The organism is Bradyrhizobium sp. (assembly GCF_030654605.1).
In the GTDB taxonomy this organism is placed as follows: domain Bacteria; phylum Pseudomonadota; class Alphaproteobacteria; order Rhizobiales; family Xanthobacteraceae; genus Bradyrhizobium.
The window spans coordinates 103595-127129 of sequence record NZ_JAURXB010000270.1 but is presented as its reverse complement, the minus strand read 5'-3'; the positions used below and the strand labels follow the sequence as shown (position 1 = coordinate 127129).

At 65.0% G+C, this 23535-nt stretch carries 21 protein-coding genes; 11 read left to right on the top strand and 10 right to left on the bottom strand.

All coding sequences use genetic code 11. The features are described from left to right. Positions 1-235 precede the first annotated feature (235 nt). Together Q7U29_RS24745 and Q7U29_RS24740 are read left to right on the top strand one after the other, a co-directional pair. Positions 236-2521: a fused MFS/spermidine synthase gene (locus tag Q7U29_RS24745; protein ID WP_304745754.1), complete on the top strand. Its 2286-nt coding sequence runs from the start codon at positions 236-238 to the stop codon at positions 2519-2521. A gap of 86 nt (positions 2522-2607) precedes the next feature. After that, on the top strand, positions 2608-2922 hold the full coding sequence (locus Q7U29_RS24740) for a hypothetical protein (RefSeq protein ID WP_304745752.1): 315 nt from the start codon (positions 2608-2610) through the stop codon (positions 2920-2922). Between the two features lie 104 nt (positions 2923-3026). On the opposite strand, the gene Q7U29_RS24735 is transcribed toward Q7U29_RS24740, so the two are convergent. Further along, positions 3027-3845 carry a L,D-transpeptidase gene (locus tag Q7U29_RS24735; RefSeq protein ID WP_304745750.1) on the bottom strand — a complete coding sequence of 273 codons (819 nt, stop codon included), beginning with the start codon at positions 3843-3845 and terminating at the stop codon, positions 3027-3029. 299 nt (positions 3846-4144) lie between these two features. On the opposite strand from Q7U29_RS24735, the gene Q7U29_RS24730 reads away from it, so the two are divergent. Then, positions 4145-4462: a hypothetical protein gene (locus Q7U29_RS24730; protein ID WP_304745748.1), complete on the top strand. Its 318-nt coding sequence runs from the start codon at positions 4145-4147 to the stop codon at positions 4460-4462. Positions 4463-4631: 169 nt separating this feature from the next. Here Q7U29_RS24730 and Q7U29_RS24725 read toward each other — a convergent pair whose 3' ends face one another. The 7 genes from Q7U29_RS24725 to Q7U29_RS24695 form a co-directional block, all read right to left on the bottom strand. Continuing rightward, a complete protein-coding gene (locus Q7U29_RS24725) occupies positions 4632-5393 on the bottom strand; it encodes an ABC transporter permease (protein WP_304745746.1) in 762 nt (253 codons plus the stop codon). Then, positions 5390-6313 carry an ABC transporter ATP-binding protein gene (locus Q7U29_RS24720; RefSeq protein ID WP_304745744.1) on the bottom strand — a complete coding sequence of 308 codons (924 nt, stop codon included), beginning with the start codon at positions 6311-6313 and terminating at the stop codon, positions 5390-5392. The genes Q7U29_RS24725 and Q7U29_RS24720 overlap by 4 nt, the downstream gene beginning before the upstream one ends. Before the next feature lie 143 nt (positions 6314-6456). Beyond that, positions 6457-7188 (bottom strand): hypothetical protein, encoded by a 732-nt coding sequence (locus tag Q7U29_RS24715; RefSeq protein ID WP_304745742.1) that lies wholly within the window; start codon positions 7186-7188, stop codon positions 6457-6459. 102 nt (positions 7189-7290) lie between these two features. Continuing rightward, complete coding sequence (locus tag Q7U29_RS24710) at positions 7291-7584, bottom strand: type II toxin-antitoxin system HicB family antitoxin (protein ID WP_304745741.1); 294 nt, start codon at positions 7582-7584, stop codon at positions 7291-7293. Positions 7585-7592: 8 nt separating this feature from the next. Next, complete coding sequence (locus Q7U29_RS24705) at positions 7593-7883, bottom strand: type II toxin-antitoxin system HicB family antitoxin (protein ID WP_304745739.1); 291 nt, start codon at positions 7881-7883, stop codon at positions 7593-7595. 8 nt (positions 7884-7891) lie between these two features. Next, entirely contained in the window at positions 7892-8086 is a 195-nt protein-coding gene (locus Q7U29_RS24700) for a type II toxin-antitoxin system HicA family toxin (protein ID WP_304745737.1), read from the bottom strand. A gap of 64 nt (positions 8087-8150) precedes the next feature. Beyond that, the gene (locus tag Q7U29_RS24695) at positions 8151-10787 is read right to left on the bottom strand and encodes an ATP-dependent helicase (RefSeq protein ID WP_304745735.1); all 2637 of its coding nucleotides are present in this window, start codon (positions 10785-10787) and stop codon (positions 8151-8153) included. A gap of 301 nt (positions 10788-11088) precedes the next feature. Between Q7U29_RS24695 and Q7U29_RS24690 the strand changes: the two genes are divergently transcribed. Further along, on the top strand, positions 11089-11262 hold the full coding sequence (locus Q7U29_RS24690; protein WP_304745733.1) for a DUF1328 domain-containing protein: 174 nt from the start codon (positions 11089-11091) through the stop codon (positions 11260-11262). A gap of 9 nt (positions 11263-11271) precedes the next feature. On the opposite strand, the gene Q7U29_RS24685 is transcribed toward Q7U29_RS24690, so the two are convergent. Further along, on the bottom strand, positions 11272-11784 hold the full coding sequence (locus Q7U29_RS24685) for a thioesterase family protein (protein WP_304745731.1): 513 nt from the start codon (positions 11782-11784) through the stop codon (positions 11272-11274). 88 nt (positions 11785-11872) lie between these two features. On the opposite strand from Q7U29_RS24685, the gene Q7U29_RS24680 reads away from it, so the two are divergent. Together Q7U29_RS24680 and Q7U29_RS24675 are read left to right on the top strand one after the other, a co-directional pair. Then, positions 11873-13291 (top strand): FAD-binding oxidoreductase, encoded by a 1419-nt coding sequence (locus tag Q7U29_RS24680; protein WP_304745729.1) that lies wholly within the window; start codon positions 11873-11875, stop codon positions 13289-13291. A gap of 209 nt (positions 13292-13500) precedes the next feature. Further along, positions 13501-14787, top strand: a complete 1287-nt coding sequence (locus Q7U29_RS24675; protein WP_304745727.1) for an MFS transporter — start codon at positions 13501-13503, stop codon at positions 14785-14787. A 16-nt stretch (positions 14788-14803) separates the two neighbouring features. Here Q7U29_RS24675 and Q7U29_RS24670 read toward each other — a convergent pair whose 3' ends face one another. Continuing rightward, positions 14804-15415, bottom strand: a complete 612-nt coding sequence (locus Q7U29_RS24670) for a TetR/AcrR family transcriptional regulator (RefSeq protein WP_304745725.1) — start codon at positions 15413-15415, stop codon at positions 14804-14806. A 140-nt stretch (positions 15416-15555) separates the two neighbouring features. Between Q7U29_RS24670 and Q7U29_RS24665 the strand changes: the two genes are divergently transcribed. The 5 genes from Q7U29_RS24665 (at position 15556) to Q7U29_RS24645 (ending at position 23531) form a co-directional block, all read left to right on the top strand. After that, positions 15556-16788: a cytochrome P450 gene (locus Q7U29_RS24665; protein WP_304745723.1), complete on the top strand. Its 1233-nt coding sequence runs from the start codon at positions 15556-15558 to the stop codon at positions 16786-16788. Between the two features lie 161 nt (positions 16789-16949). After that, positions 16950-20690: an AsmA-like C-terminal region-containing protein gene (locus Q7U29_RS24660; RefSeq protein WP_304745721.1), complete on the top strand. Its 3741-nt coding sequence runs from the start codon at positions 16950-16952 to the stop codon at positions 20688-20690. A gap of 259 nt (positions 20691-20949) precedes the next feature. Beyond that, positions 20950-22074 (top strand): DUF2336 domain-containing protein, encoded by a 1125-nt coding sequence (locus Q7U29_RS24655; RefSeq protein WP_304745720.1) that lies wholly within the window; start codon positions 20950-20952, stop codon positions 22072-22074. 34 nt (positions 22075-22108) lie between these two features. Beyond that, on the top strand, positions 22109-22339 hold the full coding sequence (locus Q7U29_RS24650) for a hypothetical protein (RefSeq protein ID WP_304745718.1): 231 nt from the start codon (positions 22109-22111) through the stop codon (positions 22337-22339). Between the two features lie 76 nt (positions 22340-22415). After that, positions 22416-23531 carry a Zn-dependent alcohol dehydrogenase gene (locus tag Q7U29_RS24645; protein ID WP_304745717.1) on the top strand — a complete coding sequence of 372 codons (1116 nt, stop codon included), beginning with the start codon at positions 22416-22418 and terminating at the stop codon, positions 23529-23531. Positions 23532-23535 lie beyond the last annotated feature (4 nt).

The following is a 23535-nucleotide window of genomic DNA, read 5'->3' as shown; positions in this document are numbered from 1 at the left end:
GGCGATGCGAAGCATCGAACCCGGAAGCTCGAGATTCCGGGTCTGGTCCTTCGGACCATCCCGGAATGACGTCTTTCAACCCATAGCGAAGATGTGGATGTCAGCACAGTGCTAACTGACACTTGGTTCCGGGGCCTGCATTGCCCGTGATCTTGCCCTATGCTCTATCCAGTAGCCCCGGCGCCTTGGCCGGATTTCCGCCGCCGGCGCCCGCCGGGTTCAAGCCGGAGCTTTCATGAGTCGTTCTGATTCGTCCGCCGCCACGGATGCCGCTTCCGTTGCCCGGAACCGGCTGGTGCTGGTGGTCTATACGGCGGCGATCTTCGTCAGCGCGCTGCTGCTGTTCTCGGTGCAGCCGTTGTTCACCAAGATGGTGCTGCCCCGGCTCGGCGGCTCGCCGGCGGTGTGGTCGGTCGCGATGGTGTTCTTCCAGTCACTGCTGCTCGGCGGCTATGCCTATGCGCATTACCTGATGCAGCTCAGGAACCGCGTGTGGCCGGTCGCGATCCACCTGGTGCTGCTGGTGATCGCGCTGCTGACGCTGCCGCTGTCGATCGCGGGCGGCTGGGGCGAGCCGCCGACCTCGGGCTATGCGTTCTGGCTGCTCGGCCTGTTCGCGGTCTCGATCGGACTGCCGTTCTTCGCGCTGGCGGCCAACAATCCGCTGCTGCAGGCCTGGTTCGTGCGCACCGGCCACCCCAACGGTCCCGATCCCTATTTTCTCTATGCCTCCTCGAATATCGGCAGTTTCCTGGCGCTGCTGTCCTATCCGGTGCTGCTGGAGCCGATGTTCACGCTGCGCACGCAAAACCTGATCTGGACCGGCTTCTATGGCTTGCTGATCGTCCTGATCGCGGCTTGCGCGGTGCTGATGCTGCGCTCGCCCGTGATGGCCGTGGCCGATAGGCGAGCTGAGGATACCCACTCGCCGGTGCCGCCGTGGATGCTGCGCGCGCGCTGGATTTTCCTCGCCGCGGTGCCGTCGGGCCTCTTGATCGCGGTGACCGCGCATATTTCCACCGACGTCGCCGCGGCGCCGCTGCTGTGGGTGCTGCCGCTGTCGCTGTATCTGTTGACCTGGGTGCTGGTGTTCCAGTCGCGTCCCTTGCTGCCGCACAAATGGATGCTGCTGCTGCAGCCGCTGGCGATCGCGGGCGTGATCGTCCTGCTGGCCGTCGGCGGCGAGCAGAACCTGCTGTTGACGCTCGGCGGGCATCAGCTGTGCTTCTTCGTCATCGCGATGGCCTGCCATGGCGAGTTGGCGCGGACCCGCCCGGCCGCGAAATACCTCACCGGCTTCTATGTCGCGCTGTCGTTCGGCGGCATGGTCGGCGGCCTGTTCGCCGGATTGATCGCGCCGTTTACTTTCTCCTGGATCGCCGAATACCCGATCCTGCTGGCCTGCGCGGCGCTGTGCCGGCCGCCCGGCGGCAATGAGCGCCTGGCGCGATGGAGTTACTTGTACTGGCCGTTTCTCGCCGTGCTCGCGGTGGCACTGATGGCGCCGGCCTGGTCGACCGGCAAACTGTTCAGCTGGCTCGACGACCACAGGGTCTGGGTGATTGGTGCTGTCGGCGTGCTCTCGGCCTTGCTGGCGCTCGGGCTGAACGCCAACCGCTGGAAAATCTTCGCCACCGTCGCAGTGGGGCTGGCGCTGATCCGGGCCTATCCGCCGGATGCCGGCCGGGTCGAAACCGTGCGCAGCTTCTTCGGGGTGCACAAGATCGTGGTGACGCCGAACGGCCAGTATCACGTGCTGATGCACGGCACGACGATTCACGGCGCCGAGAAATACCAGAACGACGACGGCACGCCGGTGACCGGGCGGCCCGAGCCGATCACCTATTATCACAAGGACGGCGGCATCGGTCAGGCGATCGCGGCGATGCGCGAGCGCAAGGGCAGTCCGCTGCGCGTCGCGGTGATCGGGCTCGGCTCCGGCTCGCTGGCCTGTGCCTCCGAACCGGGCGAGACCTGGAAATTCTTCGAGATCGACCAGACCATGGTCGACAGCGCGAAGGATCCGAAATTTTTTACCTACATCAGCAAGTGCGATCCGGACATGAAGCCGGTGATCGGCGACGCGCGGCTGACCTTCGCCAAGGAACCTGCCGGCACCTATGACCTGATCATCGTCGATGCCTATTCGTCGGATGCGATCCCGATTCACCTCGCTACCGAAGAAGCGATGGAGATCTACAAGGAAAGGCTGGCGCCGCAGGGCGCCGTTGCGATGCACGTTTCCAACCGTCATCTGGAGCTGTCCAGCGTCGTGGTCGGGATCGCGGACGCCAACGACCTCAAGAGCTGGGTCTACAGCGAGGATACCAACCGCGACGCCGAATACATTTTCTCGACCACGGTGGTGATCTCGGCGCGCGAGGAGGCCGATATCGGCAGGCTGGCGGCATCGGACCAGTGGGCCCTGACCGAAGCCGAAGACGACCAGCGGGTCTGGACCGACGACTACTCCAACGTGCTCGGCGCGGTCTGGCGGCGGCTGAAGAAAGGCGAAGAGTAAGTCCGGATCGGCGATTACTCCGTCTCGCGCGGAACCATTCACGGTTGAGCCTGTTGGCTGCCCGACACGATCAACCGGAGACCATAATGAAAAAGCTCGCAATATCACTCATGGCTGGCGCAGGCGCGCTGCTTGCCACCTCGGCTTTCGCGGCCCCGCTGTCGAACGGCATTACGGCGACGCCTGACAGCAACATCGAACAGGTCCGCATGGTCTGCAACGAGAACGGCCGCTGCTGGCGCGAGCGCAGCGAACGCCGCGTCATCGTCCGGGAATCCTACGGTTATGACCGCGGTCGCCATTATGGCCATCGCAATCGCGGCTATGATCGCGGGGAACGCGGCGGCGTCGCCATCCGCGCGCCCGGCGTCAGCGTCGGCATCGGCTCCGGCCGTTACTGAGCGATATCTCTGATGGGACGGCCCCGACGCGTTGCGCGCCGGGGCCGTTTCTTTGCGAGCTCGTTTGGGATGTGAGCAATATTGACCGCAGGGAACTCCCTCGGTCAGTCCTGATAGGTGAACAGGCCGCGCGGCTGGTATTGCTGCCGTGGCTGGTAATAGCCCCGCGGCGCGTATTGCGGCGCATAGCCGCGATCATAGTAATATTGCTCGCGCGGATAGACCTGCGCCCCATAGGCGCGCCGGCTGCGCGGCGCCGGATAGCGCGCCTCGTTGGAAGAGCCGTCAGCCGGATAGATGTAACCGTCGTCGGCCTGTGCCTGAGGCAGTACGTGAGGCTGTACTTGCTGCTCGACCAGCGGCGCGACCTCGCCGGGCATGTCCGGCCGTGGAGCCAGCACGATCGGATCGCCGGCAGAGTTGAATTGCGGGGCCGCGTCGCGGCGCGCCACGGCGGTGTTGGCGCGGGGCCGCGGGTTGCGCGCCAGGGCTATCTGCGAGGAGCCGGTCAGCGTCACGGTGGCGTTGAGTACGCCGTCCTTTTGCACCAGCGCATACAGCGTCGCGGCGTTGGCGCGTGACAGCCGCACGCAGCCATGCGAGGCCGGGCTGCCGAGACGGTTCACGGAATCGGTGCCGTGAATGGCATGGCCCTGCTTGGTGAAGAAGATTGCGTGCGGCATCGGCGCGTCGTCGAATTCCTTGGAGTAGTGGTCTTCCTCCATCCGGAAAGTCTTGAAATTGCCGTTCGGCGTCTCATAGGCGGGCAGGCCGCTCGACACCGGCCACTGGTAGCGCTGGACGCCGTCGACTTCGACGGTCATCAGCTGCGCATTCTTGTCGACGGTGACGGCGATTTTGGCCTGCGCGGCGGAGCTGACGAACAGCATTAGACCGGTGACGGCAATGAGGAAGCAACGCATTCTACCTTGGCCTCCAGGCCCACAAATCCGTGCCACTGCACGCCACGCTCGCCGTCCCCCGGCATCAATATGCCCGGAATCCGCTCAAGGTTCCAGCCACCTGCGAGGGCATCGTTAATGGACCGCAGGGCGCCAGCATGGCGATGGCACGGCCAAATCGGGCGTGTCGATGCAATTTTCGCTGATCGGCGGCGGTCCCGTCGCCGATGGGCCTTGGCGAGGCAACCTTTCGGCCGCAGCGGCGTTACACACTCCCGCCCGGTCGATCCGTGGCGGCCAGCATCGAGGAATTCATTCAGATGAAGACGAAGATCCGCACTGCCGCATTGCCGGCCGACCTGCCGGCAAAATTCCTTCTGGCGGCGGCGGCGATCATCCTCGCGCTGCTCGCGATGCCGAGTTTCGGCAACGCCCAGGGGATCGTGCGCGGCGCTCAGGAAGGCTCCCGGGAAGGCAACCGGATCGCCGGCCCGGTCGGCGGCGTGGTGGGTGGCGCGTTCGGCGCCGGTGTCGGCGGCGCCATGGGCGCCGTCAAAGGCGTGTTCGGAATCAACGACCGCGGCCATCGCTGCCGCGGCTACTATGACCGCCGCGATCGGTTTCACTGCTATCGGTAAGCCGTCATTGCGAGGCGATGACGACGACACATCCACGACTGTCGTCGCCCGGCTTGACCGGGCGATCCAGTACGCCGCGGCTTCCGAGTTGAGCACACACCGCCTCTGGAATACTGGGTCGCCCGGTCGAGCCGGGCGATGACAGCCAGTGTTTGTGCGACGAGGCGCGTCAATTCTTCAGCCGATACCCGGTCTTGAAAATCCACCACACCAGAACCATGCAGACGACGAGGAAGCCCAGCGTCATGCCGACGCTGAGGCCGATGCTGACGTCGGCGATTTCATAAAAGCTCCAGCGGAAGCCGGAGATCAGATAGACTACGGGATTGAGCAGCGTGATGGTGCGCCAGCCCTCCGGCAGCATGTTGACGGAGTAGAAGCTGCCGCCGAGGAAGGTCAGCGGCGTCACCACCAGCATCGGGATCATCTGCAGCTTCTCGAAGCCGTCGGCCCAGATGCCGATGATGAAACCGAACAGGGAGAAGGTCACTGCGGTCAGCACCAGGAAGGTCAGCATCCACCAGGGATGCATGATGTGCAGCGGCACGAAAAGGGCTGCGGTGGCGAGAATGATCAGGCCGAGGATGATCGACTTGGTGGCGGCGGCGCCGACATAGCCGAGCACGATCTCGAAATACGACACCGGCGCCGACAACAGCTCATAGATGGTGCCGACGAATTTCGGGAAGTAGATGCCGAACGAGGCGTTGGCGATGCTCTGGGTCAGCACCGACAGCATCACCAGCCCCGGCACGATGAAGGTACCGTAGCTGACGCCCTCGACCTCGGCGATGCGCGAGCCGATCGCGGCGCCGAACACCACGAAATACAGTGAGGTCGACACGACAGGCGAGACGATGCTCTGCAGCAGCGTGCGCCAGGTGCGCGCCATTTCGAACAGATAGATGGCGCGGACGGCCCTGAAATTCATGACGCCCTCACCAGGCTGACGAAGATGTCTTCCAGCGACGACTGGCTGGTATCGAGATCTGAGATGCGGATGCCGGCGGCCCTGAGGTCGCTGAGCAAGCTGGTGATGCCGGTGCGTTCGCCTCTGGTGTCGTAATCATAGGTCACGGTGCGGCCATCGTCGGACAGTTCGAGGCCATAGGCCGCGAGGCTGGCAGGGATCGCATCGACCTTGCTTTGCAGATGCAGCTTCAGGTGCTTCTTGCCGAGCTTCTGCATCAGGCCGGCTTTCTCCTCGACCAGGATGATCTCGCCCTTGTTGATGACGCCGATGCGATCTGCCATCTCCTCGGCCTCTTCGATGTAATGCGTGGTCAGGATGATGGTGACGCCGGAGGCCTGCAGCGCCCGCACCACTTCCCACATACCCTTGCGCAGTTCGACGTCGACGCCCGCGGTCGGCTCGTCGAGAAACAGGATCTGCGGCTCGTGCGACAGCGCTTTCGCGATCATCACCCGGCGCTTCATGCCGCCGGACAAAGTGACGATCTTGGAATCCTTCTTGTCCCACAGCGACAGCTCCTTCAGCACCTTTTCGATATGGGCGGGGTTCTTCGGCTTGCCGAACAGGCCGCGGCTGAAGCTGACGGTGGCCCACACCGATTCGAACGCGTCGGTGTGCAGTTCCTGCGGCACCAGCCCGATCATCGAGCGCGCCGCGCGATAATCCCTGTTGATGTCGTGGCCGTCGACGGTGACGCGGCCTTCGCTCGGATTGGCGATGCCGCAGATGATGCTGATCAGCGTGGTCTTGCCGGCGCCGTTCGGCCCCAGCAGCGCGAAGATTTCGCCGCGCTTGATCTCGAGGTTGATGCCGTTGAGCGCCTTGAAACCGGAGCCATAGGTTTTCGACAGATTTGCAACGGAGATGATGGGAGTCATGCGGGGCTTTATGAAATCCGGATTGGAAATGCGGAAAGGGCCAGGGCCGTACTGCGGCGCGCCTGGGGCAGAGGAGGGGCGAGCAACCACAGATAGGAACGTTCCGGGCCTTGCGCAATCGCGGCGTCCGCTGAAAGGACCGTTCAAATATTCGCGAGATCGCCCGGATCCTTGGCCGCCTCGAAGCGGGCCACGAGGTCGGCGGGCAGCGCCACCAGTTGCGCCGAACGGTCGATCGAACCACCAAGGATAGCGGCAGCGGCGATCTGTTTGGCGAGCCGCGTGTATTCGGACCAGACCAGATGGAGCATCAAGGGCGGTTGCTCTCCGTCGGCAAGCATCTGCCCGCAGCGCTCATTGGCGCCTTCCGTCAGCCACCATCGCTGCGCCAATGTGACGAGCTTTCTGAAATGGCGGAGCGTTCCGGTCTGCTGCGCCAGCGGAACGCCCGCCAGCTCGGCGCAGTGGGTCAGCCAGTTGAGGCCGGCCAGGATGGCAATCGAGAAATCGACCGTCGCGGTGCCTGTGAAATCGATCACGGTGTTTTCGTGCGGGCGCTGGAACAGATAGCCGTCGATCATGTCGAGCTGGCGCGCAGCCTCGTTGAGCAGCCCGAATTCGCCACCCGGCACCGCGATCACATACTGCATGGCTTCCAGCCTTGTGTGATCCCACACCGAGGCCACATCGCCGCCCGGATCCGCCAGCGTTCGCTTGCAGGCGGGATAGATCAGTTTGCCCTGGTCGATATCAGCGAGATAGCGGGGGACGCGCTGACGCAGGTCCCCAAGGAGAGCGGCAGGTTGAGCGAGACCCGCCGGCTGTTGCTGTGCCGCCGGGCTCTTCTGCACTTTGGAATGCAACCAGCCGAACATGCCTGCTGCCCCCGATCATCGTTTCCCGCAGATGTTAGACCGGGGCGAAGAAATGATCGACTGCCATTTTTGCGTGCACGATCCCGGCGAAGCAGGCGGGATTCATTCCGCCGCGGGGGCGTCAGCTGGAAATTCGACGAACGCGATCACCGCGTCCTTGGCGTCTTCCAGGAATTCCGGATCGTTGCGCAGCTGCTCGATGGTGCTTGGCGGCTTGAAGCCGGTCGATCCATCTGGATTGATCCAGCCTTCGGCCGCAAATTGCAGCACGTCAGCGGCTTCCTCCATGGCTTCGTCGAAAGTGTCACCGCCGGTGATCACCCCCGGAAGATCGGGAAACGATACGCCGTAGCAGCCGTCAGCTTCCTTGTGCACCAATGCGACGTATCGCGGCATCGCCGCGTTCACTCCGCCGCGTGAGCGCGAGCAGGGAGTTGGACGAGCGCAACCATATAGGTCTTGATGTCGTCGGCGACTTCCGGATCGGACTTCAGCTCGGTCAAGGTTCGCGGGCGAGGCAGCGCCTTGCCGTCGGCCTCGAAGCTTTCGGCATACAGTTCCAAAGCTTCCGGTGCATTGCGTAAGGCCTCGTCGATATCGTCGCCTCCGGACGTGCAGCCGGGCAGATCTGGAAACCAGACGCCCACCGCGTGGTCCGGACCTGCATCCTCAATGATGGCAATGTAGTGTGCCAAGGCGAACCTCAATCCGGCTTCCATCCTGCCCCCTTATAAATGGCACGAACCAGGCCTTTTCCCAAGTCCTTCTTGGGATGCGGAACGACCACTGTTTCATCTGAGGCGGGATTCTTGAAAACGTGGTGAGAGCCGGTGACGCGAACAAGTGTCCATCTTTCCCGCTCAAGGCGGCGAATGATGTCACGGCTGTTGGTTAACATGAGGCGCCTCCCATCGAATCATATGACGGAAGGCCAGGGCCGGCTAGTCGGCGTTAAGGGAGAACTACACCCGCTCCACGAAACTATCGACCACCTTCTTCTCGCCGGCTTTCTCGAACGCGATGGTGAGCTTGTTGCCGTCGATCTTCACCACGTTGCCGTAGCCGAATTTCTGGTGAAACACGCGGTCGGCCAGCGTGAATTCCGAGGTGGTGCCGGTGGATTTCGCGATCAGCTCGCCTTCGATGGTCATCGGGCCGCGCTTGGCGGCGAAGCCGCTGCTGCGCGAGCCTGACGTATCAGCGCGCGTTGATGAAAACGGCGACTGGCTTTCGTTGAAACCGCCGCCGGCCTGGCCGCCGCCGCGGCCGCCGTTCTGGTTGCGGGCGCGGTTGGCCTGGGCGCGCTGCCAGCCCGGCGTCGAATAGCTGGAGCCGAAGGATTCGACATTGTCGAAGCGCGACGGGCCGTAACCGCCGGAGCCGCCCCAGCCGGAGCCGCCCTTGGATTCCGTGATCTCGACATTGTGCGCCGGCAGTTCATCGAGAAAGCGCGAGGGAATCGTGGTCGACCAGGTGCCGTGAATCCGCCGGTTGGTGGCGAAATAGAGTTTGGCGCGGCGGCGCGCCCGCGTGATGCCGACATGGGCGAGGCGGCGTTCTTCTTCCAGCCCGGCGCGTCCCTGTTCGTCGAGGGTGCGCTGGCTCGGAAACAGACCTTCCTCCCAGCCCGGCAGGAACACATTGTCGAATTCCAGCCCCTTGGCCGAATGCAGCGTCATCAGCGACACCGCGTCGTCCTCGGCGCCGCCGTCGCGGTCCATCACCAGCGAGATGTGTTCGAGAAAGCCCTGCAGGTTCTCGAATTCCTCCATCGAGCGCACCAGCTCCTTGAGGTTTTCCAGCCGGCCGGCGGCGTCGGCGGAGCGGTCCTTCTGCCACATCTCGGTATAGCCGCTCTCGTCGAGCACGATTTCGGCGAGTGCGGTGTGCGAGGTCACCTCGCGCTGCACCCGCCAGCGATCGAAACTTGCGATCAGGCCGCGCAGCGAGCCGCGCGCCTTCGGCTTCAGCTCGTCGGTGTCGACCACGGCGCGGGCGGCCTCGAACAGCGGCATGCGGCGCTTGCGGGCGTGGTCGTGCAGCATCTGCACGGTGGCGTCGCCGAGGCCGCGTTTCGGCACGTTGACGATGCGTTCGAAGGCGAGATCGTCGGCCGGCGAATTGATCACGCGCAGATACGCCAGCGCATCGCGGACTTCGGCGCGCTCGTAGAAGCGCGGGCCGCCGATCACGCGATAGGGCAGCCCGAGCGTGACAAAACGGTCTTCGAATTCGCGCATCTGGAACGAGGCCCGCACCAGGATCGCGATGTCGTTGAGCTTGTGGCCGTCGCGCTGCAGCTGCTCGATTTCCTCGCCGATGGCGCGGGCTTCCTCTTCGGAATCCCAGGAGCCGGTGACGGTGACCTTCTCGCCGTCGACGTCCTCGGTGCGCAGCGTCTTGCCGAGCCGGCCTTCGTTATGCGCAATCAAATGCGAGGCGGCGGCGAGGATGTGGCCGGTGGAGCGGTAATTGCGCTCCAGCCGGATCACCTTGGCGCCGGGAAAATCATGTTCGAAGCGCAGGATGTTGTCGACCTCGGCGCCGCGCCAGCCATAGATCGACTGGTCGTCGTCGCCGACGCAGCAGATGTTTTTCGGGGCGGTGAGGGGTGAGGGGGGAGCGGCATCGTCATTCCGGGGCGCACCGCCAGGTGCGAACCCGGAATCTCGAGATGATTCTTCGCGAGCTCCAGATTCCGGGTTCGTACCTTCGGCACGCCCCGGAATGACGGGGGAGTTCGTTGCCCCTGGAATGAGGGAGGACAGCGGCGCGCCTGCTCTCGTCGGCGCCTGCGACAGCAGGCGCAGCCAGAGATATTGCGCGACGTTGGTGTCCTGGTATTCGTCGACCAGAATGAACTTGAAGCGGTGCTGGTATTGCCGGAGCACGTCGGGATGCTCGCGGAACAGCCGGATGTTTTCCAGCAGCAGATCGCCGAAATCGGCGGCGTTGAGGATTTTCAGGCGTTCCTGATACAGCGCGTAGAGCTTGCCGCCGCGGCCGTTGCCGAATACTGCGGCTTCGCCGGGCGGTACCTGCGACGGCGTCAGGCCGCGATTCTTCCAGCCGTCGATCAGTCCGGCCAGCATCCGCGCCGGCCAGCGCTTGTCGTCGATATTGTCGGCGGCCAACAGCTGCTTCAGCAGTCGGACCTGATCGTCGACATCGAGTACCGTAAAATTGGATTTCAGCTGCACCAGTTCGGCATGGGTGCGCAGGATCCGGCCGCCGATCGAGTGGAAGGTGCCGAGCCATGGCATGCCCTCGACGGCCTGGCCCAGCATCTGGCCGAGCCGCAGCTTCATCTCGCGCGCGGCCTTGTTGGTGAAGGTGACCGAGAGGATTTCACCGGGGCGGGCGCGGCCCATGCTGAGGATGTGGGCGATCCGGCAGGTCAGCACCTTGGTCTTGCCGGTGCCGGCCCCCGCCAGCACCAGAACCGGTCCGTCCAGCGTTTCCACCGCCTCGCGCTGCTCGGGATTGAGCCCGGCGAGAAATTGCGGGACCGCGGTCGCCCGCGCGCGCGCGGCAATGCCGCCCGCCGCAGGCTGGTGCGCGGGGACGTCGTGATGGGGCAGCTTGTTCGGCTCGGTCATATGCGAATCGTCTTCCGCCCACGATGGCACCGCGGGGCCGTGAAGGGGAGCCTTCTTAGCAGGATTGAAGGCCATATAGGGATTTTGCGGCGGATTTGACAGGCTTTATCCAGTGCCAGGATAGGCGCCTGTTTCGCCGCCCCGCCATGACTTTGTTCCCGATGGTATCGGCAATTTGAGCGCTTTTCGCCCCTCGACGGCCTGGGAACTTCCATTACCAGCCCGGATTATTTCCACAGCCGATGCGCGGTCTCAGTCGCGCGGATGTTGAAACAGAAAGTGGAAAACAGAGGAGCCGACCATGTTGAGCTGGGTAGTCACGTTTTTGATCGTCGCGCTGATCGCCGGCATTCTGGGCTTCGGCGGCATCGCCGGAGCTTCCATCGAAATCGCCAAGATCATCTTCTTCGTTGCGATCATTCTGTTCCTGATCTCGGCCGTCGTCGGCCTGGCGCGCGGCCGGACGCGCGTTTGACCTGAGCCGTCATTTCGAGGGCATCGCGACCTTGCGGCCGATGCCCTCGGGGCGAGGTACCGTAGAATGGGCTTTCGCCAGAGCGTCGATGCGGGCGCGAATGTCCGGTGGAAACGGTGCGGTTTTCCGCACATTCATGTCCATGTGAAGGGTCATGTTTTCCGACGTGGCGGAAAGCCAGCCCTCGGTGGCGTGGCGCAATTCCTTGAAGGTGTGCAACCGCTTGTCATCGGCGGCGACCAGCAGGATCGACACCTGGACGGGATCGCCGAGATGAATCTCCCGCAAATACCGTACGTGGCACTCGGCGGTGAAGGTCGAGCAATTCCGCTCCTTCATGTAGCCGGGCCCGATCCCGATCCGGAGCCACAATTCGTCGATCGCCCGATCGAACATCACATTGTAATAGGCCATGTTGAGATGGCCGTTGTAGTCGATCCATTGCGGCTCGATCTGCATCACGGACGCCGGGAATGGCGCGGGCCGCTGCAGGACGTCGTCGCCGGCATCAATCATCGTCATCGTTCATTCCCGTCGGTTCGATCCATGCTCTCTTGACCCCTCATATATCCTTTGCCACGGTCGTCTCAAAGCCGGGGAGGAATTTTGCGTGGCGACAACGATAACCAACCATCCGAAGCGGCCGGAGCCGCAGGCGCTGAAGGGCGCTATTGACGCGCTGGCCGCGCGGTTCGGCAACCGGCTGATCACCTCGCAGGCGGTGCGCGACCAGCACGCCCATACCACGACCTGGCTGGCCTCGCAGCCGCCGGACGCGGTGGTGATGGCGCAGGAAACCCCTGACATCCAGGACGTGGTGCGGATTTGTGCCAAACACGGCGTCCCGGTGATCGCATTCGGTACCGGCACCTCGCTGGAGGGCCAGGTCAACGCGCCGGCCGGCGGGATCTGCATCGATCTGCGCGACATGAACAAGGTGCTTGCCGTCCACGCCGAGGATCTGGACTGCGTGATCGAGCCCGGCGTCACCCGCAAGGCGCTCAACGAGCACCTGCGCGACCAGGGCGTGTTCTTCCCGATCGACCCCGGCGCCGACGCCTCGCTGGGCGGCATGGCGTCCACGCGCGCCTCCGGCACCAATGCGGTGCGCTACGGCACCATGCGCGACAACGTGCTGGCGCTCAAGGTGGTGCGCGGCGACGGTGAGATCATCACCACGGGCACGCGGGCGAAGAAATCCTCGGCCGGTTACGACCTCACCCATCTGTTTGTCGGAGCGGAAGGCACGCTCGGCATCATCTCTGAGCTCACGATCAAACTGCGCGGCATTCCCGAAACCATCGCCGCGGCGGCATGTTCGTTCGAAACAGTGCGCGGCGCCTGCCAGGCCACCATTCTGGCGATCCAGACCGGTATTCCGGTCGCGCGCATCGAGCTGCTCAACGCCGAACAGGTGCGGGCCTGCAATTCCTATTCGAAGCTGACGCTGCCGGAAACGCCGCTATTGCTGCTGGAGTTTCACGGCAGCGAGAACGAAGTCGCCGAGCAATCGAGGAATTTCAGCGAAATTGCCAAGGAATGCGGCGGCGGCGACTTCACCTGGACCACGCGGCCCGAGGACAGGACAAAACTGTGGCAGGCGCGGCACGACGCCTACTGGTCGGTCAAGGCGCTGCGGCCCGGCGCCGGCGTGGTGGCGACCGATGTGTGCGTGCCGATCTCGCGGCTGGCCGATTGCGTCACCGAAACCGAAGAGGATCTGAAGCGTCTCAACCTGTTGTCGCCGATCGTCGGCCATGTCGGCGACGGCAATTTCCACTGCTCGCTGGTGTGCGACGTCGACAACGCGGAAGAGATGGCGCGCGGCGAGGACTTCATGCACCGGCTGGTCGAGCGCGCCCAGGCGATGGGCGGCACCTGCACCGGCGAGCACGGCATCGGGCAGGGCAAGCAGAAATATCTCGAAGCCGAGCTCGGCGCCGAGGCGATCGCCGCCATGCGCGCCGTCAAGGCGGCGCTCGATCCGCAGAACATTTTCAATCCGGGAAAGATCTTGCCGGCGGTGTAGGCCTTCGCACCGCGACTGCGCTACGCGCGGTAGCGTAGCGCAGTCGGTCCGAACGGCGGCTGGAGCTCTTGACGCCGTCGTTCCGGGATGGTCCGAAGGACCAGACCTCAGGTGCGCAATTGCGCACCGGGGAACCCCGAGATTCTCCGATGTGCAATTGCACATCGTAGTTCGATGCTTCGCATCGCCCCGGAATGACGAGATAGCGAATGCGGCTTCCCTTCTTCTACGGCTGGGTCATCGTCGTCGTGACGTTCGTCACCATGGCGATCGGCGTCAATGCGCGCACCGCGTTCTCGCTGTTCTTCCCGCCGATCGTCGACGAGTTCGGTTGGGAACGCGGCGTCACCGCGGGCGCCTTCTCGTTCGGTTTTGTCGTCTCCGCCGCGGTCAGCCCGCTGATCGGGCGGCTGATGGACAAGTACGGCCCGCGCGGGGTGATGGAACTCGGCGTCGCGCTGATGGCGGCGGGCCTGCTGCTGGCGCCGCTGACGACGCAGCCCTGGCATTTGTATCTGACCATCGGCGTCATGGTCGGCGCCGGCAGCGTCTGTCTCGGCTATTCCGGCCAGTCGCTGTTTCTGCCGAACTGGTTCATTCGCCGCCGCGGCCTCGCCATGGGACTGGCCTTCGCCGGCGTCGGCATCGGCTCCGTCACGCTGTTGCCGTGGGTGCAGTTGATGATCGAGCAGACCGGCTGGCGCACCGCCTGCACCGCGATGGGCATCATGGTCCTGATCGTGCTGGCGCCGATCAACCTGTTGCTGCGCAAGCGGCCGGAGGATGTCGGCCTGTTGCCGGACGGCGATGCGGCGCCGACGGCGACGTCCGCAAGACCGGTTTCCAACATCGTCGATCCGGTCTGGGCCGCCACCGACTGGACGCTGCGGCGCGCGCTGCGCACCGCGCGCTTCTGGTGGATATCATCGGGCTATTTCTGCGGATTGTACGTCTGGTACGCGGTGCAGGTGCACCAGACCAGATATCTGCTCGACATCGGTTTCAGTCCGACCGTCGGGGTCTGGGCCCTGGGCGTGGTCAGCCTGCTCGGCATTCCCGGCCAGATCTGGCTCGGGCATTTGTCAGACCGGGTAGGACGCGAATGGATCTGGGCCGTGAGCTGCCTGGGCTTTGCGATCTGCTTCGCGGCGTTGATCGCGCTGAAATTCTATCCGACCCTGCTGCTGGTCTATCTGATGATTTTGGCGCAGGGCGCGCTCGGCTACGGCATGACCTCGATCATGGGCGCCGTGGTGCTGGAGATCTTTCAGGGCAAGCAGTATGGCAGCATCTTCGGCACCATCATGCTGGCGGCACTGGCGGGCGGTGCCGCGGGGCCCTGGCTCACCGGCCTGCTGCACGACCTTACCGGCAATTACACCATCGCCTTCGCGATCGGGATTGCGGTGAGTGTGCTGTCGGCGGTCGCGATCTGGCAGGCGTCGCCGCGCAAGGTGCGCGCCGTTGCCGGCCAGATGCACAAGGCGCACGGCTGAGCCGCGCGAGCCTTCGTCAGGCCGACGTAATTCCCATCGCGCGCTGCAGATCGCCGATGGCGCGCAGGAAACTGTCGGCCGGCGTAGTCTCCGGATCGATCAGGCGGTGCAGGCGAAAGCCGTCCTCCATGGCGAGAACGACCGCACCGGTCCACGCCGGATTCAGGGCCGGATTCCGGCCGCTGTTCTTCGACGTGGTCTCGACGATGTCGGCGATCAGTTTGCGCCGGGCGCGCAGGCGCTTGGCGAGTTCGGGCCGGCGCTTTTCTGCGCGCGCCACGAACAGGATCATCTCCATGTGCAGCAGCGGAGAACGACCGAGCGGATCCTGCTGAGTGCGGTCCATGGTCTTCAGCGCATCGAGGAAATCGGCGAGGTTCTTGTGCCTGGCCAGCAGATTGTGCATGCGCTGAATCGACTGCTCGACGTGATTCTCGAGCATGGCGATGATCAGCTCGTCCTTGCTCTTGAAATTCGAGTAAAACGCCCCGCGGGTAAAACCGGCCGCGGTGGCGATGGTTTCGATGCTGGCGCCGCCGATGCCCTGTTCCTCGAACACCCGCGCCGCCGCCTCGAACAGCTTCTCGCAGGTATCGTCCCGGGTCGGTCGTGTTCGGACTCTTGACATCGGTCAATTTTACGTCAAAATGCAACTCGATACAACAGTGTATCCAATTTCGAATGGTCCGGACGCAACCGGACCTGCCCGAGGACGCCACTCCGCCCGAATGTGCGGACAATTCAGCGCGATAACGAATTGAGGTCACCATGAACGAGCATGTTCAGACTGCGACCAGCGCGCCGCTGTTCAATCCGCTGGCGCCGGAGTTCATTCGCGATCCCTATCCGCATTACGCGCGGTTGCGCACTACCGATCCGATGCACCTGACGCCACTCGGCATGTATGTCGCCAGCCGTCACGCCGAGGCCAGCCTGGTGATGCGCGACAAGCGCTTCGGCAAGGATTATCCCGAACGCACCAAGCGCCGGTATGGCCCCGACATCATGCAGGAGCCGATGTTCCGCAGCTTCAGCCTCACCATGCTGCAGCAGGACCCGCCGGATCACACCCGCCTGCGCGGCCTGGTGGCGAAGGCGTTTACCGCGCGCCGGGTCGAGGACATGCGCCCGCGCGTCCAGCAGATCGTCGACGAGACGCTCGACCGGCTCATTCCCCAGGGCAAGATGGAACTGATCGAGGATTTCGCATTCCGTCTGCCGGTCACCATCATTTGCGACATGCTCGGAATCCCCGAGGAGCATCGCGAGCTGTTCTATACCGGTTCGCGCAACAGTGGACGTATCCTCGAGCCGGTGCCGCTGTCGCCGGAAGAGATCAAGCAGGGCAACGCCACCAACGCGATGACCGAGATGTATTTCCAGCAGCTGTTCGAACTGCGGCGAAAGAATCCCGGCGACGACCTGACCACGCAACTGGTGCAGGCAGAGGAAGACGGCAGCAAGCTTTCCAACGAGGAGCTGACCGCCAACATCGTGCTTTTGTTCGGCGCCGGGCATGAGACCACCGTCAACCTGATCGGCAACGGTCTCCTGGCGCTGCATCGCCATCCCGACCAGCTGGCCCTGCTCAAGGCCAATCCGGCCCTGATCACCAACGCCATCGAGGAATTCCTGCGCTACGATTCCTCCGTGCAAATGACCGGCCGGGTGGCGCTGGAGGACATCGACGACCTCGGCGGCAAGAAAATCCCGAAGGGCGAAAGCGTGCTGTGCCTGCTGGGTTCGGCCAACCACGACCCGGCGGTCTATCCGGACCGGCCGGATAGCCTCGATATCACCAGGCCCAATGTCCGTCCGCTGTCGTTCGGCGGCGGCATCCACCATTGCCTCGGCGCCCAGCTGGCGCGGCTCGAGGCGGAGGTGGCGATCGCGACCCTGCTGCGGCGGCTGCCCGAACTGAAGCTGGATGACGCCGAGAATCCGGAATGGCGGCCTTCTTTCGTGCTGCGCGGCCTCAAGCAGCTGCCCGCCAGCTGGTAAGGGCGTCGTGACGGCTTCCTGCGCGGAGCCGTCGCAGGCAATGCTGTGACTTCGCCATAGTTGCCTCTATATATGGACCTGCTCCGGCGTTGATTTCAGCGTGCGGCGGGTGGGCCGTTCCGGGCCGCCATCGCGCCGGGGCGTGCCCAAAGGGAGACGCCGTGCAGACGACGCTGCTCGGACTGGCGATTGCCTTTATCATTGCGCTGGTGGCCGCACTGATCGGCCCGTACTTCATTGACTGGAACCAGTTCCGGCCGCAATTCGAGGCCGAGGCCACCCGGGTGATCGGCGCACAGGTCCGTTTCGCCGGCAAACTGGATGCGCGCCTGCTGCCGGCGCCGTCGCTGCATTTGCGCTCGGTGGTGGTCGGCGGCGCCAACGATCTCGGCAAGGTGCGGGCCGACAAGCTCGACGTCGAGTTCAGCCTGGGCTCGCTGATGCGCGGCGAATTGCGCGCCACCGAACTGACCGTCAATGGCATGGCGCTCGATCTCGGCCTGGATTCGCAAGGGCGCATCGACTGGCCGGCCTCGACGGGAAAATTCAATCTGGGATCGCTGGCGATCGACCGGTTGAACCTGACCGGCCGCATCGCGCTGCATGATGCGGCAAGCCGCGGCACGCTGGAGCTGAACGACATCGCCTTCAGCGGCGATGTGCGCTCTTTGGCCGGCTCGGTGCGCGGCGACGGCAATTTCGTGCTGTCCGGAACGCGCTATCCGTTTCGGGTGTCGTCCGGTCAGACCGCCGACGGCAACGGCACCCGCGTTCATCTCAACATCGATCCCGGGGCGCGGGCCTTGTCGGCCGATCTCGACGGCGTGCTGTCGTTCGAGGGACGCGCGCCGCGCTTCGAGGGCGCGCTGGTTCTGGCGGCGCCCGCCGGCCTCAAGGCCAATGGCGATGTTGCCATCACGCCCTGGCGGATCTCCGCCAAGGGCAAGGCCGATCCGTCCGCGGCGCGGCTGGAGCAAATCGAGGCCGTTTACGGCCCGGAAGACAGCGCGCTTAGACTAACGGGCGCCGGCGACATCCGCTTCGGCGCCTCGCCGCTGCTGCGTGCCACGCTGTCGGCGAAGCAGCTCGATGCCGACAAATTCGCCGCCAGGGGCAACCCCGCCGCCGAGCCGGTCCGGTTGTTGCCGGGGTTGCGTTCGCTGATGGCGGCGATCCCGCAGGCCACGCCGATCCCGGCCCGGATCGAGTTCAGCGCCGAGCAGATCATGTTGGGCGGCCGCCCGTTGCAGGGTATCACCGCCGGATTGCAGGCCGGCACCAAGGACTTGAGTGCAAAGGACTTGAATGCAAAGGCTTGGACGATCGACCGGCTGGAATTTCGGGCGCCGGGCGCGACCCGCGTGACCTTGAGCGGTTCGAACGCGCAAGCCGGCAGTTTCGCCGGCGCGCTCAGCGTCGATTCCTCCGATCCGGATGCGCTGGTGACCTGGCTGCAGGGCCGTACCGAGGTGGTCTATCGCAGCCAGAAGCCGCTGCGGCTGCGCGGCGACCTCGCCGTGGCCCCGGATCGCGTGGCGATCGAAGCCATGAAGGCCGAGATCGACGGCGGCGCCGTCGAAGGGCGGGTTGAGGTGTCAACGGCCAGGGGTGGTTCGCGGATCGATGCCGAGTTGAAGGCGGAACGTCTCGATCTCGACGCCGCAACCGCGCTGGCGCGGTCGCTGGCGGGGCCGCAGGCCGAATGGCCTGACGAGGCGCGGCTCACGCTCGATATCGGCCGCGCCACATCGGCCGGTCAGGAACTGCGCCCGCTGTTGGCGAAGGTCGGCTACGGACCGACATCGTTCGCGCTGGAGCAGTTGAAGATCGGTCAGGCCAGCCAGGTGATGCTGGAAGGCGCGGGGAGTTTCGATCGCGTCAATACGTCGGGGAAACTGACGCTGAATTCGAGCGCGGCGTCGCTCGGCCAGATCACCGCCCTGATCGCGCCGCTGGCGCCGGCGCTGGCGGCGCGGATCAATGCGATGGGAGCAAGTCCCGGCCCGGCGCGGCTCAGGCTGTCGCTCGATCTGGACAAGACCGCGCAGCAGGCCGATCGCGCCGATGCGCGCGCCGTGTTCGACCTCGATGCGCCCCAGCTCAAAGGCGTGATCACGATCGCGGCAAAGCCCGTCATCACGGCGCTCCACGGCATCGATCTGGCGGCGCTCGGGCGCAGCGAGTTCAGTCTTGAATCCAGGATGTCATCGGGGCAGGGCCGCCCCTTGCTGGTGGCGCTCGGGCTCGATCGCGCGGTCGCGGCGGGCGACGGCCCGGCGCAATTCGAAGGCTCGGTGACCGGCGTGTGGCGCGCGCCGCTGCGGCTGAAAGTGAAGATGTCGGGTAGCGGCCTCGATGCCGAGGCGGAAGGCACGGCCGAGCCGTGGGCGGCCGAGCCGAAGGCCAGCGTCAATCTGAAGGTTCGCAGCGCCGATCTCGGGCCGCTGCTGGATCTCAAGGCGTCGGATACGCTGGCGCAGAATATCGGCCTGTCGGCGCGCGTTTCGCTCGCCGGCAACCGGCTGGCCTTCGACGATCTCGACAGCGCGATAGCGGGCTCGCGGCTGCGCGGCCGCCTGGCGCTGGTCCTCGGCGACGAAAAGAATGTCGAGGGCGAGATCGGCCTCGATACGCTGGATCTCGCGCCGGCATTTGCGCTCGCCATCGGCGCCGCTGGGCACGACGCTGCCGAGCCGCTCGGGTCCGGGTTCTCGAAAGGCTGGCGCGGCCGTGTCTCGTTTCAGGCGCTGCGCGGCGCGCTTCCCGGTGGCGGTGAATTGCGCCCGGTCAGCGGTGTCCTCAGGGGTGACGGCCAGTCGCTGAGCTTCGAAGCCATCACCGGCGGCATCGGCGGTGGCGAGGTGAGCGCCAGTATCGACGCCAGGCAGACCGGCAATGGCATTGCCTTGAATGCGCGGGTTCAGCTCAGCGGCGTCGATGGCGCGGCGCTGCGCTTTCGTGGGCTGAGGATGCCGGCGGGCCGCGCCTCGATGCAGATGACGCTGGCAAGCCAGGGCCGCAGCGCGTCGGCGCTGACGGGGGCGCTGTCCGGCAGCGGAACGGTGACGCTTGAATCCGCTGCCATCGCCGGGCTCGATCCGCGCGCTTTCGACGCCGCGATCCGCGCCAGCGACGGCGGACAGGCGACCGACGACGTCAAACTGCGGCAGATCGTCGAGCGGGGGCTGTCGGCAGGCTCCCTGTCGGTCAAGTCGGCGCAGATTCCGTTCAGCATCGGGGACGGCCGGATCCGCATCGGGTCCAGCACGCTGGATGCCGAGGGCGCGCGCGCCATCGTATCGGGCGGATACGATATTCCCGCCGACCAGGCCGACATCCGCGCCAGCCTCGTTTCGACGGCGGTCGGATCGGCCAGCAGTCGCCCGGAGATTCAGCTGTTCGCCGCGGGCCCGCCCGACGCGCTCGATCGCACCGTCGATGTGGCGGCGCTGTCGTCATGGCTGGCGGTGCGGGCGATCGACCGCGAAACAAGACGGCTCGATGCGATCGAGCGCGGCGAGCCGCCGCCGCCGTTTTCAGCCTCGCTGCCGCCGGCGACCACGGCGCCGTCGGGGACGCCTGACGCGGTGCTGCCCGGCCTGCCAACTTCCGAGGTGCCGATTCCCGGCCGCGATCCGCGCCGGCCTCCGCCGAAGGCCAAGGCCGTCATTCCGCGTCCCCCGGCTGTACCGCCGGCTCCGGGCGCCGCAACGCCCAGCGTGGCAGCTCCTGCAGCAGCAAGGCCCGGCGCGGCGGCGCCCCCTGCGCCGGTCGCGAGCCAGCAGGCGGCACCGCTGCCGCCGCCGATCGAGGTCAGGCCGGCACCCGGTTCCGCTGTTGCGCGGCCGCCGAAGCTGCGGCCGCCGCTGGTGCTGACGCCGCCGGTAGCCGCTCCTCAATGACCTGATGTTAACGTGCCGCCCGGGCGCGCCAGGACGCTTCGCGCGGGGCATTTGCCCGAAATATGCCAGATGGCGCCGATCCCCGGGCGCTAGCCGCAGCCGCGTTTAGGTGCCGGAGATCAACGACTTCCCGGCAATTTGAGCGAATTTTTAGAGATAATACTTCTTTGCCAACTTTACGGAAAACTCGGGTTTGCCCGCTAGAGTTCCACCGTGCGCAGATTTGCGCAGGTTGGTTGCGGTCCAGGGTTTGAAGAAAATGAGTGCGGCAAAATCGTTTCTTACGGATCTCGACCAAGCGGTGTCGCGGGGGACCGCCGAGAGCCGCACCCGGGCGCTGTGGCATACCACCGACCTGATGATCACCGGCCGCTACAGCGAGGACGAAATCTGGACCTTCGGCGAGGTCATCGGACGGCTCGCGGACGAGATCGAAGTGGCGGCCCGCGCCCAGCTGGCGCGGCGGCTGGCCCGCTTCGACAAGGCCCCGGTCAATATCATCCACAAACTCGCCTTCGACGATTCGATCGAGGTCGCCGGCCCGATCCTGCGGGAGTCCGACAAGCTCGAGCCTTACGCGCTGGTCGCCAACGTCTGCACCAAGGGCCAGACCCATCTGCTCGCGATCTCGAAACGGGGATCACTCGAAGAGACCGTCACCGACGTGCTGGTGACCCGCGGCGACCAGGAGGTCGTGAACTCCGTCGCCACCAACAGCGGCGCGCGCTTCTCGGATTTCGGCTTCCTGCACATGATCCAGCGGGCCGAAGGCGATTCCATTCTCGCCGAGCAGCTCGGTCTGCGCGAGGACATCCCCCGGCATATCTTCCAGCAGCTGATCGCCAAGGCGTCCGACGACGTCAGAAAGCGGCTGGAGCAGGAGCGGCCGGCCATGGTCGACCAGATCAAGTCCACGATGTCCGACGTCGCGGGCGAGCTGCAATCGAAGTTCGGCCCGGTATCGCGAAGCTATTTCGTCGCCAAGCGTTTGGTGACGGCGCAGCATCGCCAGGGCAATCTGAACGAGAACAGCATCTCGCTGTACGCCAGGTCGCACAAGCTGGAAGAGGTCACGATCGGACTGTCCTTGCTGTGTTCATTGCCGGGCGACGTGATCGAGCGCGCCATGCTGGACAAGAACCGGGAAACCCTGCTGATCCTGGCCAAGGCCCTCGACTTCTCGTGGGCGACCACGATGGCGCTGCTGTTTCTCGGCGCCAAGGATCACCGCATCACCGCCAACGAATTGAGGGAGCTGGAAGGCGAATTTGGCCGCCTCAACCTCAAGACATCGCGCAGCGTTCTGGAATTCTATCAGTCCCGCAAGAACGCCGGGGATGGCGATGCCGGCCCGAAGCGGCAGCCGGCGGTTGCCGTGCGATGAGCTGGTGATCCGAAACAGTCCGGGGAAATCGGCGATGAGCGCACTCTCATTCGGCACAGCTTCACGGGAACGCCTCGGCGTTGCTTCCGGTGAACCGAAGCCCGACGCGTCCTCGGTGGATATGGCCTGGCTCGTTCTCGAAGCCGCCAACGATCTCGGCGACCACGAGACCGTCGAGGCTTGCCGCCGGGTGATCGATGCGAGCCTGAACGGCAGGCTTGCCCCGCCATCCGACGTTCACCTCATCGTCGATTATTTCAGGTGATGTGAGGTCGGCCTGGCCCGTATGCCGTGCCGGTGCCGCGGGTTTGCGAATCCCCGGCGATGATGCATCATCAATCATGGACTCACTCGCGGCCGTATTTCGTGAGGTCGGCGCTCCCCTCTCGATCGAGCGCATCATGCTGGATCCTCCGGGACCCAGCGAGGTGCTGGTGCGCGTTGCCGCCGTGGGCCTGTGCCGCACCGATTATCATGTCATGCGCGGCGAGCGCCGGGTCGCGATGCGGCCGATGGTGCTTGGCCACGAGGCCGCGGGCGTCGTCGAAAAAACCGGCGACGCGGTCGGCGGCATCCAGCCCGGCGATCACGTCGTTCTGACCTTCATCCCCGGCTGCGGAAAGTGCCACTGGTGCCGGCGCGGTCTGCATCATCTGTGCGCCGAGGGCGCGCGCATCACGCAGGGACCGCAACTCGACGGCAGTTACCGCCGGCGTGACCGCGACGGCGTCGCGGTTGGCGCCTTCTGCATGATCGGCGCCTTTGCCGAACGCGCCGTCGTCGATCAGGCGTCCGTCGTCGTGATCGGCAAGGACATCCCGTTCGATCTTGCCAGCCTCGTCGCCTGCGGCGTGCCGGCCGGCGTCGGCGCCGCGCGGCAGCGGGCGCGGGTGCAACCCGGCGAAAGCGTGCTGGTGGTGGGCTGCGGCGGCGACGGCATGAACGTGGTCCAGGGCGCGCGGCTGTGCGGCGCCGCAAAAATCATCGCCGCCGATATCGTGCCGGCCAAGCTCGACTGGGCGCGCGGGTTCGGCGCGACGCATGGCGTCAACGCGGAAGGCGATGCGCTGATTCGCGCGGTGCACGAGCTGACGGACGGAATCGGCGTCGATCATGCCTTCGTCTGCATCGATCCGCCCTCGACATTGCTTCCGGCATTCCGCGCCACCGCCAGGGGCGGCAACGTCGTGGTCACGGCGCTGACGCCCGACACCGTGACCGAGATCAAAATTCCGCCACTGGAGCTGTTCGTCACCCAGAAGGCCATCATGGGCGCGGTGTATGGCTTTGCCAGTCCGCGCCTGCAGATTCCCGAGCTGCTGGCGCTATACCGCAAGGGTGACCTGAAGCTGCGCGAACTGATCACGCGCACCTACCGTCTCGACGACATCAACCGCGGCTATGCCGATCTCGAAGCGGGCAGAAATCTGCGCGGCGTCGTGGTGTTCGATGATTAGCCAG